Below are 14967 nucleotides of genomic sequence, written 5' to 3' on the forward strand. Positions count from 1 at the left end.
TTATAAGATATCATTAAATAAGCTATTTTAACCAAAAAACTTACTTATAAAACTCAACCATACCCTCAAGGCTAATCGGACGAATTTTATGCGCTTGGCCTGCTGAGCCAAAGGCTTCAAAGCGATTAGTACAGATGTCGGACATCGCTTGCATAGACGCTTTGAAGTATTTACGCGGATCAAAGTTGCTCGGGTTTTGAGCCAAATGTTGACGAATCGCCCCTGTGGATGCCAGACGCAAGTCAGTATCGATATTCACCTTACGTACACCATGCTTAATCGCTTCAACGATTTGCTCGACGGGTACGCCGTAAGTCTCGCCGATATCGCCGCCATACTCATTGATAACTTTGAGCCATTCTTGCGGTACCGATGACGAGCCATGCATCACTAGATGCGTATTGGGGATACGCGCATGAATCTCTTTGACCCGCTCGATAGATAAGATGTCGCCAGTCGGCGGACGGGTGAATTTATAGGCACCATGGCTAGTACCGATTGCGATCGCTAGCGCATCGACTTGGGTGTCTTTGACGAACTGCTCGGCTTCGTCGCTGCTGGTTAATAATTGCTCATGACCTAACACGCCTTCCGCGCCAGAACCATCTTCCTCGCCTGCCATGCCCGTCTCAAGGCTACCCAAACAGCCGATCTCCCCTTCTACTGAGACGCCGCAGGCATGAGAGAACTTGACGACTTCACGAGTGACGCTAGCATTGTAGTCATAGTCCATCGGTGTTTTGCCATCTTCACCTAAAGAGCCATCCATCATCACTGAGGAGAACCCTTGCTGAATAGAGCGCTGACAGATCGCCGGCGACATACCATGATCTTGGTGCATAACGACCGGAATATGCGGCCATTCTTCAATAGCCGCTAGAATGAGATGACGCAAAAAAGCGGATCCAGCATAAGTACGTGCTCCTGCACTTGCTTGCACTATCACTGGTGAATCACAAGCGTCGGCTGCCATCATGATTGCTCGCATCTGCTCTAGATTGTTGACATTAAAAGCAGGTACGCCGTAGCTATGCTCAGCGGCATGATCTAGTAGCTGACGTAGGGATATTAAGGCCATAAAACGCTCTCTATTTAAATTTTAAAGACATGAAAGTAACACTGATAATTGTTGCGGGGCGATTATAGCAAAATATACCCCTCTCTCGTAGTGCTTGTGTCTGTATTTATCTTTTTGCCACCTTAATCATAAAACCTAATAATAGACAACGTTAGTTAGCACGACTAAACGCAAAAAAAAGCCTTGGTAATAACCAAGGCTTCTTCAATAAAGTAGAGATTTATCTTTAACTCAGTGCTCTTAAAGCTACTGCAAAATAGTGTCAGCGGCTTAAATGAGTATTAGTACTGTTGGTCCGCTTCTACGGCCACTTCATTAGCAGCGTCTTCTGTAGCGTCAGCACCGTCAGCTACGGCTTCAGCTGTACCTTCGACAGCAGCATTTGTGCCATCAGCAATAGCATCGCCAGTATTAGCTAGCGCTTCAGTAGCAGCGGCTCCGGCTGTTTCAGCGCCTTGAGCGATTTCATCACCAGCGTTTTGCGCAGCAACTTCAGCGTCTTGAGCAGCCAATTCAGCTTCAGTAGCGGCAGCTTCTGTGTTAGCTGCGATGTCATCACCAGCAGACTCAACAGCAGCTTCGGTGTTCTCTTCAGTTTGTTGGCTACATGCAATGACTGCAAAAGTACCAGCAAGGATACTGGCAAGTAACAAATGACGTTTTAACATAATAAACCTCTCATAAATAATGCATGTCAAATCACATGGTTTCGCTAGTTTATAGTTAGCAAATAGGACATGCAATAAAATTTTCAGTGTATTAACAATATAATAACTGCTCCATACTATTATTCTTCAACGCTATTAAATGACGATAACGTTTGCGAATAATTTGACAGCCTACCTCAGTTGATTTATGTAGTTTGTACTTCTAGTGTTACTATCAGCGATTTTAAGCGCTCAATTGTAAGGCGGCTACGGCAGGTAAAACCTTCCCTTCAACAAATTCTAAGAACGCGCCGCCGCCTGTCGACATATAGCTCACGCCATCAGCGACTTGATATTTATCAATAGCTGCTAGCGTATCGCCGCCGCCAGCTATCGAAAACCCGTCGCTGTCTTGCACAGCTCTAGCGATAATTTGGGTGCCTGTACCAAAAGCATCCACTTCAAAGACCCCAACCGGGCCATTCCAAAGAATAGTCTTCGCATTATTGATAGCGTCGGCTAGTTTTTTGGCGCTTGGCTCAGCGATATCTAAGATCATATCGTCAGCGGCTATATCGGTAACCGCTTTTACCTCAGCCTTGGCTTGCTGCAGTGAGCCGGTAAAATCTGCAAAATCGATGTCATTCTTGCTGGCGGTAACCACATACTCTGGTAATAAAATGTCAGTTTTGGCCATAATATCACGCGCGGTATCGACTAAGTCTGCCTCAAATAAAGAAGCGCCAACATTGTGCCCTTTTGCTGCTAAAAAAGTGTTAGCAATACCACCGCCAACGATAATTTGGCGGCAGACGGCAGCTAGGCTATGCAGCACCTCAAGCTTCGTAGAAACTTTTGAGCCGCCAACAATCGCTAGCATAGGCTGAGCTGGCGTCTCAAGCGCGCGGCTGAGTGCATCGAGCTCAGCCGCTAGTAGTGGCCCTGCACAAGCGACTTTATCCGCCTGATGCATCGCTTGGGTCACCCCTTCTGTAGATGCCTGCGCCCGATGAGCGGTGCCAAAAGCATCCATCACAAAGACATCGCATAAGTCAGCATAGTGCTGCGATAAGCTAGCATCGTTACTCTTCTCGCCTTTATTGAAGCGAACGTTCTCAAGCAGTACCACCTCTCCTGGCTGAATGTCAACACTCTGCTCTAAATAATCACGGTTTACAGTGACCGGTTTATCAATCTGCGTGCCCAGCTTTTGGGTCAAATAGTCGGCAACTGGCGCAAGCGAGTATTTATCTTCCGGACTACCTTCAGTCGGACGACCTAAATGAGAGCAAATAATAACAGCTGCGCCTTTGTCTAAAGCCATTTTGATCGTTGGCAAGCTTGCTTGTAAACGGGCATCGCTCATCACTTTGCCGTCTTTGATGGGGACATTGAGATCTTCACGAATTAAAACCACCTTATCCGCCAATTCCAGCTCACTCATACGCAAAAAGTTCATGACCTTCTCTACCTTATCGTCTCTTATTGAATACTTAATTTATTCATTAGCTCATGTTGAGCACGTCCAACTGCTTTGACACTATTTCATTTTACAAGCCGCATCTGCTAACTTGTTACCAGCTAGCTTTTAATCGCTAGCCCTCACATGCTGGCTCTTATGTATAGCGTTATTTGCTGGCCGCATTTTAGCGGTCTATTTCATATACCGTCAACTTAATCTCGCTTATATTTATACTTAACAAAACAGTCCACATGATAACAAACCTTCGATAAACGCTTTTAGGGCGTGTTGAACATTCAAATGTGGCACTGGCGGCGGCTATTTTACAGGCAATACGCAGTGAAATTTTCGAAGCCTAGTCATTCTAGGATAGACAATTTCGCCATGTATTGGCAAAAAAGAGCCCCGCCCCAAAGGGCTGATGCTAAAATCACCCCAAACGGTGTTGTAAACCTAGCTAAGGCCTCGACATTATCGTCGGTTTACGCCTAGTTTGGTGCGATTTTATCTATCAGCAGTCCTAATATTTGAATGTTCAACACGCCCTTATAAGCCTATTCAATAAATATCAGTAACATTTCGTGGTGGCACTATTTGCTTATTCGCCTTAAGCTGTTACGGTACAAAACAACAAAAACCAATAGGAGAGTACAATGAGTATTGATTTAGATGCGGCCAAAAAGACACTATTAGAGCTACAAGAAGAATACCAAACCCGCATCGATACTATCGAAGACCATATTCAAAACCCGCAAGACGAGCTCAATAAAGACTGGGAAGATCAAGCGATCTCTATTCGTCAAAACGATACGCGCCAGCTGCTGGCTGAAGAAGCTAGGCAGAACCTTATTTATGTTAATGAGGCGCTAAGCCGTATCGAAAACGGGACTTATACTGAGTGTGAAGTCTGCGGTGAGCCTATCCAAGAAGAGCGTCTAAAAGCCGTGCCTTACGCCACTTTATGTATGGAGCACGCAGAATAAGCTATCTAAAGTTTAAAATCGGGTTTTTATTAATAAACATTGAGGCATACTGTGATGAGTATGCCTTTTTTATAGCAATATTTTGTCGCAAACGTTGAAGTCATTGATGCTAAGACTTTATTAGCTCTTTATTTTGAGCTGGCCGTACTCCAAGTATTTAACGCTTGCTGCCACTGCTGGCAACGATGCGCGATTTTATCAACGCTCAAATCCATAATATCGCCGACGACTGCGACATAACGAATAGGCAAACCTTGCAGCCCGGTAATATTCTCAGCGGTTAGACCGCCTATCACGCAGATATCTATATCTTGCTTGCATCCTGCTATAAGCTTCGAGCGCTCTATAGGCTGGGCATTAGGCTTAGTGGTTGAGCTAAAGATAGCGCCCATTGCGGCATAGCTTGCGCCTGCGCTTTTCGCCTTAACGACCAAATCGACATCATCGTGGCAAGTCCGTCCAATCACTTGCTGACATCCTAAGCGCTGCCTAGCCGCCTCGATACTGCCGTCGCTCTGCCCTAGATGTACGCCCACGCCTAGCTGCTCGGCGAGCGCTATATCGTCATTAATCACGACCGCAACCTTGTATCTTTTGGCAAGCGCTACGATTTGCAGCGCCTCTTGATAGAGCTTAGCGGCACCATTATCTGTAGCTAAAACTTGCTTACGGCGGATCTGAAGCAAGTGCACGACTCCTGTCGCCAAGGCCATCTCAAGCTTCGCCAGCAGCACTGGTAACTTGTCATCATTGGTCAATAGATACAGCTTAGGCACTAGTAGATTTAAAGGTTTCAATAGCTCAGTCATATCGCGGGCAGCTCGATGTAAGTTTAGATGATTTATGGGTTCAAAATATAAGACATAAAAGCTAAAACTTAAGTCACATCTCAGCTCTAAAGATAAGTGTCATAAAAAAGGCTGTTATCTTAAATAACAGCCTAATCATAATCACAAATGTAGGACAGTCTTATACCGTACGGCGGCTCGCTAAACTATTTAAGATGTTTTTAGCATCGCCCCAGCGTGTCGCTGAGCTATTAGCACCTAAGATCACAATGATAGCCGGACGATTATTGACGCGGGTTTCCATAACTACGCAGCGACCTGCTTCATTGATAAAACCGGTCTTCGAGATACCGATAGGATAGTTACCTGAGCGAACCAAACTGCTAGTATTGTTAGCTGAGTAAGTACGGTTACCACGGGCATAGTTGGCAACATAAAAGTCGTAGCTCTTTGTGGTAGAGAAGCGGCGGATCACATCATAGTTACCAGCAGCGCGTACCATTTTTACTAAGTCGTTTGCGGAAGCAACGTTACGCTTATCAAGTCCTGTCGGATCGCCAAAGAATGCAGAGGTCATACCGAGCTCTTGCGCTTTACGGTTCATCGCGCGCATAAAGGCATCATAGCCGCCTGGATAGTTACGCGCTAAGCTTTTTGCTGCAGGGTTTTCAGACTTCATTAATGACATTAATAGCATCTCAGCACGATTCAATCGATCGCCTGATTTTAGGCGTGAGCTGGCACGTTTAGGCCCAATAAAATCCTCAGGTTCCAAGATAAGTTCCTCACGCATATCTAGACCACTATCTAGTACCACCATCGCTGTCATCACTTTAGTGATACTAGCCATAGGACGCGCTCTATCCGCATCTTTTTCATAAATAGATTCGCCAGTCTCCGCATCAATTACCGTCACACTACGAGAGTCAGTGCTGATCGGAATCATATCACTGCTGCCAAAGCTGCCATTGTAAGTCGTGTTATATCTATTATTAGCGTTGAATCTATTATTGCTGCTACCATAGCTACTAGCGTTAGTAATATTGGTAGTGCCGTAACCGTTATCTACTTTTTTAATGCTTGAACCATTATTAGCACGGCTGACAGTAGACGATTTACTGTACATGATATTACGAGCTTCTGATAGACTATCAGCACCGCCCCAACTAACGCGCGCACTAGCTTCAGGGTTACCATTAATTGTAAGCGCTGCTTGCGCAACACCGCCCAAACTCATTGAAATTAGAGCAGCAACGAGCTGCTGTTTGGTTAATGATAAATGTCTCATTCTTCCCCCTGCGGTTGGTATGGCGTCAGTCACCGATTATAATAGACGACCGATAGATAAATAGCGTGAAACGATGATGGCTATACGTAGCTTAATAACAATTAGCTTACTATCAGCTCTCTATTGATATAGCCCAATAACGACTGGCAAATGATTACTAAGATAGTATTGTGTACTTTTAGTGTATCATGGTTTGTATTTTAGAGTAATCGACTATGCTGCATACGTAAACCTTTTTGAGTCTTAAGTAAACTTTGCTACATTTGCTTTAGTTTCTAGCAATATTGATTAACATTCCAGTAATATAATTCTATTCGCTTGTTATTTTTGGAGTTTTTAGCTCTAAGGTTTTGATTAGTAATAGTTTTATTTCCAATCATAAATAATAGCTTATCGTAAAAGTAGCAATCAAACACGCTGTGGACCGTATAATTAAGAGTATAACTATGATTAGAGTATTAGTAGTAGACGATCACGATCTGGTGCGTATGGGTATCAGTCGGATGTTGGCCGATAGTGCTGATATCGAAGTCGTAGGGGAAGCTGATGGCGGCGACATGGCTATCAAACTGGCGCGTGACCTGATCCCTGATGTCATCTTGTTGGATGTCAATATGCCGAATATCGGCGGTCTAGAAGCGACTAAACGTTTGGTACAGCTCGGCATAGGCAGCAAGATTTTAGCAGTAAGCAGCGTCGTCACTCAGCCCTATCCTTCTATGCTGCTAAAAGCAGGCGTCAACGGTTATATCACTAAAGGAACGCCTCTTGATGAGATGATAAGAGCAATCAAAAAGGTACATCAAGGTGGGCGTTACTTCAGTCACGATGTGGCCGAGCAGTTAGCGGAAGTATTACTCTCTGATAAAGCCGGCTCGCCTTTTGACTTATTAAGTGATAGAGAAAAGCAAGTAGCGATGATGGTAGTCAACTGTCAAAGCCCACAAGAAATCGCTGATCAGCTCTTTGTGAGTGTCAAAACCATCAATACTTACCGCTACCGTATCTACGAAAAAGTAGGCGTCGATAGCGATGTAAAGTTGACCCACTTAGCCATTCGTCATGGTTTAATACAGCCTTAATGACTAAAACAAGGTTACATTTTAACTTTGTTTAACTCTGTACTCCCGCTGAGGTGATCTACTATGATGCTATTTTTATTGTACTGCTTCGATGCTTATACTTTATGACCCTATTAGCCAAAACGATGACTGTTATCAACAACTATCGTCAGCAAAACGATACGCTACCCTCCTCACAGCTGCGTCGATTGGGGCTGGTGTATAGCAGTTACCGTGTGGTTATTAATGTGTTTTTTTTGATATTAGCTTATGCGAATGCTAATGCTGATAATCTGCTTTTGCCTAGTTTATTACAGCAGACCGCGCTGATATTTTACACGCTACTTAGTATCATTCTACTGGGTTTATTTTATGTCGTACGCAAGCGCCCACAGCGCCAACTAAGCTTTGGTTTAGCGGTCGATATCATTATGCTCAGCTTGTTGCTTTATAGCAGTGGCGCGCCAGATTTACAACTGACGATGCTGTATATGGTGGTCGTTGCCGCAAGCTTTATGCTGCTTCCCGGCTCGCAAGCGCTAGTCATCACTTTGCTCGCTGTTATATTTGTTATTTATCAACAGTTTTTTTATGCGCTCTCTAGTAGCATCAGCTTAGCAAATCTAGGCGACGCGCTGCTTATGTCGGCAAGCTTTTTGGTTGTTGGTTTTTTAACTTGGACGATATCGCAGCGCTTATTACACGTTGAAAAAGTCTCCGCGCAGCAAGCGAAAGAAGTGGCCCGGCTCAACGATATCAACCAAGAAGTTATCAGCCAAATGATCAATGGCGTCATAGTCCTAGATCAGCAGCAGGTTGTACTGGCCAATCGCGCGACATATCAGCTATTAGACATCGATGAGACAAACAACGAGCTTGCAAGCTTCCATGAGCAATTAGCGCATCTACACACGCAGTTATTGCAGACTTGTTTGGCGGTACCTGCGGGGCAATCAAGGCTGTTTACTTACGAGCTGCCAACGACTATAGAAGCTTCAATTATAGCGCGTTTACGAGTGCAAGTTATCCCGCTAAAAGACTATAGCCGCCTGATCATCTTAGAAGACTTACGCCGTGAACAAGCCAGCGCGCAGCAGCTCAAGCTTGCCTCGCTTGGACAGCTAACCGCTAGTATTGCGCATGAGATTCGTAACCCCTTATCCGCCATATCACAAGCCAGCCAGCTGCTTATGGAAGATATTGATGCCGATCCTGTCAGTACTGATGACGCGTCAGTTAGGATAGCGGCTAACAGCGTCGATGATAGCAATTTTGAGCTATACAAGATGATATTCTCGCAAACCAAGCGCGTTAACAGAATTATTGAAGATGTGCTAAAGCTCTCCAAACGACAGCCGCCCAATAAACACAGCATTACGCTTGAGAGCTGGATGGTAGAGTTTATCGCTAACCATTTTAGTGGTCATGATGTGTTTTTATCCGGTAAAGTGCAGCCTCTTATTGTCTTTGATACTCATCAATTAGAGCAGATATTGATTAATTTAATCAACAATGGTTTGCGCTATAGTAGCTTATCTCATCCTCATGCTTACGTAGAAGTAGAGATTTATAGTCGGCGTAACGATGTTATAATCGATATTTTAGATAATGGCAAAGGGGTAAAAAGCGCTGACATTGAGCACTTATTTGAGCCGTTTTTTACCACTGATAAAGCTGGTACAGGCTTAGGCTTATATTTATCACAAGCGTTTAGTGAGGCTAATCAGGCGCGTTTAGTCTATGTTCCAGAGCACGAAAAAACCTGCTTTCGCTTGATCATTCCAGCTATTTTAACCGAGCAGGCTATAGCCGAGAGTGTGGACCTCTAAACAGATAAGCGTTCATTGGTGGCCGACTTTAGCTGCCTTTTAACCCATTAATCTATACTAACTGCTTTATACCCATTTTATTCGTTGAACACTGAAAGGTTATTTATGACAGCAACTGCACTGGTCGTCGATGACGAAGTAGATTTGTGCCGCTTAATGCAAATCACCCTGACTAAAATGGGCATCAAAAGCGATGTCGCTTATGATTTAGCGCAGGCAAAAGCTTACTGGCAAGACAATGAATACGATTTTTGTCTCACAGATCTGCAATTACCGGATGGATCAGGTCTTGATCTGGTCAAACTTATCAGCAGCAGCTCTACTGTGCCAGTGGCTGTCATCACCGCACATGGCAGTATGGACTTAGCTATCGAAGCGCTAAAATTAGGCGCATTTGATTTTGTCAATAAGCCTTTGGAGCTACCGCGTTTGCGGCAGTTGGTCGAAAACGCTCTAAAAGTCATTCGTCAAGATGATAGCGTTCAACCAGCAGACGCGAAGACGCCTGAACAGCAATTGCTAGACCAGCGCTTAATTGGCGACACCAAAGTCATGCATACGCTAAAATCGACTATCTTAAAGCTTGCCCGCTCGCAAGCACCGGTATTTTTATCAGGGGCTTCAGGGACAGGTAAGGAAGTCGCCGCTCGGCTCATTCATGACTTAAGTCCTCGACGTGAGGCGCATTTTGTTCCTGTCAACTGCGGCGCTATCCCCTCTGAGCTAATGGAGTCAGAGTTTTTCGGTCATAAAAAAGGCAGCTTTACGGGTGCAGTGGCTGACAAGCAAGGACTGTTTCAACAAGCCAATGGCGGGACGTTGTTCTTGGACGAAATTGCAGACTTACCTTTAGCGATGCAAGTCAAGCTCCTGCGCGCCATTCAAGAAAAAACCGTGCGTGCGATTGGCGATACCAAAGAGGTCGCCATCGATATTCGCCTATTATCTGCCACTCATAAAGATCTGGCGCAGCTGGTAGCGGCTAACCACTTTAGACAAGACTTATACTACCGTATCAATGTCATTGAGCTAAAGCTACCTGCGCTTAACGAGCGTGCGCATGATATTCCGGCTTTGGCTCAGCATTTCTTAGCTTTGATTCGTGAGGAGTGGCAACTAGAAGGATCACCACAGCTCAGTGATGATGCTATTGGGCGTTTAAAGTTGCATCATTTCGCCGGTAACGTCCGTGAGCTACGTAATTTGTTAGAGCGAGCGATAACGTTAGCGGAGAGTGATATCATCGCAGCCGAGCACTTAGGATTACCGGAGGTTGAGGCGTCATTGTCTGAGCCATCCTATTATGATCAGTCACAATCTACGACTGATCCGACTAGCCAAACTACGCCTTTATCCAACAGCGTAGCTGCGGCAGAGGATAGTTTACCAACGGATAATCCTCAAAAAGACACGAAAGCGAGTGTATCAGCAGCGATGCAAGAAAGTACCTCTGCTGAATTACCCGAAAAAGGCTTAGAGGCTTATCTACAGCAGCAAGAAAAACAGCTGATTGTCACTGCGCTGCAGCAGACTGGTTGGAATAAAACACAAGCTGCTGAGCTCTTAGGTACCACCTTTCGCTCCTTACGCTATCGCATGAAAAAACTTGGAATTGCTGAAGAGCAAACAGACTCGTAACTACGCTAGTTATCAGCATAGTCTAGCCATTAAGAGCTACATACAGCTATATAATCAGCGCTCTAGCTACTTCACCGCTGGCTGGGCAACATGGCTTTTTCTAACCAGATGAATTCCTGAGTTTTGTATTTTTGGGCGTAGTAAGTCAAGTGCTTGCTGCTCCCATGAGCCTTCACTACCATTCAAAGTCACATCAGGCTGCACCCCAACTTTATCGATTTTTGCACCCTCTGTAGTTAGATAGTGGGCTACCGTTAGCTTGACGGCTTGCTCATCATTTAATGCGATTACCGACTGTACCGAGCCTTTACCGTAGCTTGTCTCCCCAGCGATAGTGGCGCGGTTCTGCGCCTGTAAGCTACTGGCTAACACCTCTGCTGCTGAGGCAGAATACCGGTTTTGTAAAATGACTACCGGCAACGGCGCAAGTAACGCGCTGCCTTTCGTCGCTAAGATACGTGGATCGCCTTGACGGCCTTTAACTTGTACCACATCCGTATCTTTCATAAAAAGGCTGGCGACATCGATTGCCGAGGTCAGCACCCCGCCTGGATTATCTCGTACGTCTAACAGCACTCCAGTGATAGGCGCGTCTAAATCAATCAGACTTTGTACTATTTTTTCGCGCGTTGTTTCTTGAAAAGATGGTAGTTTTACAATAGCCACGCCATCTAGCAAACGCGTATCTATCTTCTGTGTACGTGTATGATTACGCTGGAGCGTCACTGCGCGTTTACGTCGTCCGGCTTTTGATACGATGACATCGATTTGTGAGCCGGCAATACCGGTTAATAATTGTTTGATATCATTAGGCGCACGTTCATCATCAAGCTTAAACTCGCCCACTTGGTGTAAATAATCTCCGACAGTCACGCCTTTTTGGTCTGCAGGTGAATCTTTTATCACTTCAGTCACGACCCAATGATCAGCATCCGCTTGATAGTGCGCTTCGATACCGACATCACCCACATCGCCTTGGGTGAAAGCACGTAAGTTTTCATACGCCTCAGCATCCAAAAACTCTGCATGACTATCAAGCTTGGTCAGCATACCGCTCATAGCATTATTGAATAACACTTCATCATTGACCGGATCTATATACTCGCGGCGCACCAAATCAACGACAGCGACAAAGGTTTTAAGGGTCTCAGGAGAGATGGCTTTGAGCGATACGTTCGCCACTTCACGCGGTACCTCTTCATAGTCATCGTCAATATCGTCTGCTAATGGGCTGCTTGTACTATCGCCAAAGGCATCGATATCATCATTGTCATCATTGTCATCACTGTCATCCTCTGGCCAATCTTGGCTTTGATCAGAAGCGCTAGTATCGTCTTCTAAAAAACCATCACTCCGATTATCAGTGCTGCTGTCAATCATTGGCCTGTTATCTTGTAAGCTGATCAGCTGCAGATTAGCAGTAGTATCGGTGTCCTGCTTTTGTTGCTCACCAGCTTTGTCTATCACTTTTATCTGATCATCATTGAGCGCAGCGTGCGCAGGCCCATTCAAGCCGAACACCGCTAATAGACAAGGGCTCAGCATAGCTCGGAGCACTTGCTGCTGACTCACTGGTATTACCAAAAGAAGATTTTTGAGAGCAGATAAAGGCATAGGAAAACTCACCTGAAAAATAAATAATTTTGTTATATAACACCATAAGATAGCTTAAGGCTATGATAAAAACCACTTAAAGTCGGCTTAATAACCAATAAACTTTAAAAACCATAGAAGCAAAAACTATAGAGGACAAAGCCTGCACAGCAAAGCATAAAAAAGGGAAGAATAATCTCTACTCTTCCCTTTTTCTATCTTTGGCAAATGCTGATAAGACCGTTTAAATCGCCGATTATAAGTACGCTTTAGAACTACTTATCGATTTAAGCTTATCGACTTAAGCGTTAGCGATCAGTAAGTTTTCACCAGTCATCTCGCTTGGGACTTCTAGCTCCATCAACGAAAGTATCGTTGGCGCGACATCACTTAATCGGCCACCGCTACGTACTTTGACATCCCTGTCACCAATATAAATCAGTGGCACATGCTCAGTGGTATGCTGAGTATGCACCTGCCCGCTCTCATAGTCTTGCATCTGCTCGCAGTTACCATGATCAGCAGTAATAAGCATATCTCCACCAGCGGCGCGCACCGCTGTCTTAACGCGGCCGATACAGACATCTAATGCCTCTACCGCCTTGACTGCTGCATCAAAGATACCGGTATGCCCTACCATATCGCCATTAGCATAGTTGACGATCAGCACATCATACTGACCAGACTCAATAGCTTCAACGAGCTCATCGGTCACCTCCGGCGCACTCATCTCTGGCTGTAGGTCGTAAGTTGCCACATCTGGTGAAGGCACTAAAATGCGCTCTTCTCCAGTAAACTCCTCTTCACGGCCGCCACTGAAGAAAAAGGTCACATGCGCATACTTCTCTGTCTCGGCGATGCGTAGCTGCGTCTTACCTTGGTTTTGTAAGTACTCGCCTAAAGTGTTGCTGAGTGATGTCGGATGATAAGCGATGCTCGTTTTGGGGTTGTCCGCGAGCACGTCTGAGTACTTAGTCAACATAACAAAAGCGGCGAGCCTTGGCTGCTTATGACGCGCAAAACCTGAGAATTCATGATCAGGCAGTACAAAAGCTTGTGCCAATTCACGCGCACGATCAGAACGGAAATTCATAAAAATTACCGCATCGTCATTCTCGACAGTGCATGGGGTTTCGCCATGCTCGATAACGGTAGTTGGACTGACAAACTCGTCAGTCTCGCGCGCTTTATAGGCTGCTTGAATGGCGCCATCCGCCCGCGTTGACATGCGCTCCGCTTTCCCTTCGGTAATCAGCTCATAAGCTTTTTGTACGCGATCCCAGCGGTTATCACGATCCATAGCATAGTAACGACCGATGATACTGGCTATCTGTACGTTGCCTTCGTAGTGCGAGTTTAGTTTATTTAAATACTCTCGCAAACGATTGATATATTTATCCGCAGATTTAGGCGGCGTGTCACGACCATCTAAGAAGCAATGTACAAAAACGTTTTTGGCACCGTGAACGAGCGCGGAGTGACACATACCCTCAATATGATCTTGATGCGCATGCACACCGCCATCAGAGAGCAGGCCCATAATATGCACATTACCGCCAAGCTCATTAGCCGCTTTTACCGCACCTACTAGCGCTTCATTCTTGTAAAACTCACGACTCTCAAGCTCGCTTGAGATGAGCGTTGAGTCCTGGTAAAGAATGCGTCCAGCGCCCAGATTCATATGACCGACTTCAGAGTTACCAAACTGACCCGGCGGCAGTCCGACGTCTTCTCCTGAGCCTGAAATTAATCCGTGCGGATACTGCTGATAAATCTGATCTAAGTTTGGCATATTGGCGGCAGCAATAGCATTATCGTCATTTTCTTCACGATGCCCAAAGCCATCTAATATCATTAATACGTGTGGCGTTTTTTTATTTTGCTGATCGCTGTACTGGGTCTTGTCGTTGATAGACTCTGATGGTTGTTGCTTACTAGCCATAGATTACCGCTCCTCAAATGAATGAAAACCTGTACTGCTTAAATAGTGAGATATTGTCAATCGAATACATGTACGCAACTGGGCTTTATTGATTCAGACAATATAAAGTGGTCTATATTAGCACACATCTTGAAATTGCTGAAAAATCGGCTTTTTATCTTCCTCTCTACTGATATATGGCAACTATTCGTGCAAATAACAAAGGGTATCAATCTGTAAATCAGACTTGCAATACCTAATTTCATTGGTTAAGATAAAACTATTCTGAAGTGTTGGCTAGTAGATGTTTATTCCCTGAGCCGATAATGCTTTACCAGGATGTGCTACCTATTGCTTCATTGTGTATGCCTGCACTGCTTGCAGTGTATCAGGAAACCTGCCGAGGCAATGACACATCCGCCCTGAACTTCACGGTTCATGGGTTACCATCTTACGGCGACACTTTGGTTGTTACATTCGGTTAGGTGTTCTTATTTATAGCGAATACAGTAATATTCAATAAAGAGAGCACCAACCACCAAAAAGCCCCTATCTTATGCAGATAGGGGCTTTTTTTATGGACGTTCAAAATAGGAAATTAAAATTTTTAAAGACCCTACAATCTTAAAGACCACCCAAAGCGATACAAAAACCTAGCACTATAAGAGATTGAGCATTA

11 protein-coding genes and 1 other RNA gene are annotated in these 14967 nt (G+C 44.9%); 5 read left to right on the top strand and 7 right to left on the bottom strand.

Annotation, left to right across the window (positions count from 1 at the left end; genetic code table 11):
• Positions 1-40: 40 nt before the first annotated feature.
• The 3 genes from fba to I3248_RS00220 form a co-directional block, all read right to left on the bottom strand.
• On the bottom strand, positions 41-1078 hold the full coding sequence (gene fba / locus I3248_RS00210; protein ID WP_025647311.1) for a class II fructose-bisphosphate aldolase: 1038 nt from the start codon (positions 1076-1078) through the stop codon (positions 41-43).
• A gap of 281 nt (positions 1079-1359) precedes the next feature.
• On the bottom strand, positions 1360-1746 hold the full coding sequence (locus I3248_RS00215; RefSeq protein WP_238062121.1) for a hypothetical protein: 387 nt from the start codon (positions 1744-1746) through the stop codon (positions 1360-1362).
• A gap of 223 nt (positions 1747-1969) precedes the next feature.
• Positions 1970-3184, bottom strand: coding sequence for a phosphoglycerate kinase (locus tag I3248_RS00220; protein WP_238062122.1), 1215 nt, complete (start codon positions 3182-3184; stop codon positions 1970-1972).
• Positions 3185-3840: 656 nt separating this feature from the next.
• Between I3248_RS00220 and I3248_RS00225 the strand changes: the two genes are divergently transcribed.
• Positions 3841-4170 (top strand): TraR/DksA C4-type zinc finger protein, encoded by a 330-nt coding sequence (locus tag I3248_RS00225; RefSeq protein WP_201557692.1) that lies wholly within the window; start codon positions 3841-3843, stop codon positions 4168-4170.
• 128 nt (positions 4171-4298) lie between these two features.
• Here I3248_RS00225 and I3248_RS00230 read toward each other — a convergent pair whose 3' ends face one another.
• Complete coding sequence (locus I3248_RS00230; protein WP_238062123.1) at positions 4299-4979, bottom strand: thiamine phosphate synthase; 681 nt, start codon at positions 4977-4979, stop codon at positions 4299-4301.
• Positions 4980-5139: 160 nt separating this feature from the next.
• Positions 5140-6246 (bottom strand): serine hydrolase, encoded by a 1107-nt coding sequence (locus I3248_RS00235; protein WP_025647319.1) that lies wholly within the window; start codon positions 6244-6246, stop codon positions 5140-5142.
• Between the two features lie 446 nt (positions 6247-6692).
• Here I3248_RS00235 and I3248_RS00240 point away from each other — a divergent pair, with 446 nt between their 5' ends.
• From I3248_RS00240 to I3248_RS00250, 3 genes are all read left to right on the top strand, one after another.
• Positions 6693-7328 (top strand): response regulator, encoded by a 636-nt coding sequence (locus tag I3248_RS00240; RefSeq protein ID WP_201557696.1) that lies wholly within the window; start codon positions 6693-6695, stop codon positions 7326-7328.
• Positions 7329-7432: 104 nt separating this feature from the next.
• The gene (locus tag I3248_RS00245; RefSeq protein ID WP_238062124.1) at positions 7433-9136 is read left to right on the top strand and encodes an ATP-binding protein; all 1704 of its coding nucleotides are present in this window, start codon (positions 7433-7435) and stop codon (positions 9134-9136) included.
• Positions 9137-9241: 105 nt separating this feature from the next.
• Entirely contained in the window at positions 9242-10774 is a 1533-nt protein-coding gene (locus I3248_RS00250; RefSeq protein WP_238062125.1) for a sigma-54 dependent transcriptional regulator, read from the top strand.
• A 66-nt stretch (positions 10775-10840) separates the two neighbouring features.
• On the opposite strand, the gene I3248_RS00255 is transcribed toward I3248_RS00250, so the two are convergent.
• On the bottom strand, positions 10841-12388 hold the full coding sequence (locus I3248_RS00255) for a S41 family peptidase (protein ID WP_238062126.1): 1548 nt from the start codon (positions 12386-12388) through the stop codon (positions 10841-10843).
• Between the two features lie 280 nt (positions 12389-12668).
• On the bottom strand, positions 12669-14309 hold the full coding sequence (gene gpmI, locus I3248_RS00260; RefSeq protein ID WP_238062127.1) for a 2,3-bisphosphoglycerate-independent phosphoglycerate mutase: 1641 nt from the start codon (positions 14307-14309) through the stop codon (positions 12669-12671).
• Between the two features lie 258 nt (positions 14310-14567).
• On the opposite strand from gpmI, the gene ssrS reads away from it, so the two are divergent.
• Positions 14568-14763: non-coding RNA, 6S RNA (gene ssrS / locus I3248_RS00265), on the top strand.
• The last annotated feature ends 204 nt before the right edge of the window (positions 14764-14967 follow it).

Source organism: Psychrobacter sp. Ps3 (genome assembly GCF_022129275.1).
GTDB classification, from domain to species: domain Bacteria; phylum Pseudomonadota; class Gammaproteobacteria; order Pseudomonadales; family Moraxellaceae; genus Psychrobacter; species Psychrobacter submarinus.

What these genes read in the sequence shown, in the direction of transcription:
- I3248_RS00235 (WP_025647319.1), bottom strand. Translation starts at nt 6,246, where the DNA reads ATGAGACATTTATCATTAACCAAACAGCAGCTCGTTGCTGCTCTAATT.
- I3248_RS00220 (WP_238062122.1), bottom strand. Translation starts at nt 3,184, where the DNA reads ATGAACTTTTTGCGTATGAGTGAGCTGGAATTGGCGGATAAGGTGGTT.
- I3248_RS00250 (WP_238062125.1), top strand. Translation starts at nt 9,242, where the DNA reads ATGACAGCAACTGCACTGGTCGTCGATGACGAAGTAGATTTGTGCCGC.
- I3248_RS00255 (WP_238062126.1), bottom strand. Translation starts at nt 12,388, where the DNA reads ATGCCTTTATCTGCTCTCAAAAATCTTCTTTTGGTAATACCAGTGAGT.
- I3248_RS00215 (WP_238062121.1), bottom strand. Translation starts at nt 1,746, where the DNA reads ATGTTAAAACGTCATTTGTTACTTGCCAGTATCCTTGCTGGTACTTTT.
- I3248_RS00225 (WP_201557692.1), top strand. Translation starts at nt 3,841, where the DNA reads ATGAGTATTGATTTAGATGCGGCCAAAAAGACACTATTAGAGCTACAA.
- I3248_RS00230 (WP_238062123.1), bottom strand. Translation starts at nt 4,979, where the DNA reads ATGACTGAGCTATTGAAACCTTTAAATCTACTAGTGCCTAAGCTGTAT.
- I3248_RS00240 (WP_201557696.1), top strand. Translation starts at nt 6,693, where the DNA reads ATGATTAGAGTATTAGTAGTAGACGATCACGATCTGGTGCGTATGGGT.
- I3248_RS00245 (WP_238062124.1), top strand. Translation starts at nt 7,433, where the DNA reads ATGACCCTATTAGCCAAAACGATGACTGTTATCAACAACTATCGTCAG.
- gpmI (WP_238062127.1), bottom strand. Translation starts at nt 14,309, where the DNA reads ATGGCTAGTAAGCAACAACCATCAGAGTCTATCAACGACAAGACCCAG.
- fba (WP_025647311.1), bottom strand. Translation starts at nt 1,078, where the DNA reads ATGGCCTTAATATCCCTACGTCAGCTACTAGATCATGCCGCTGAGCAT.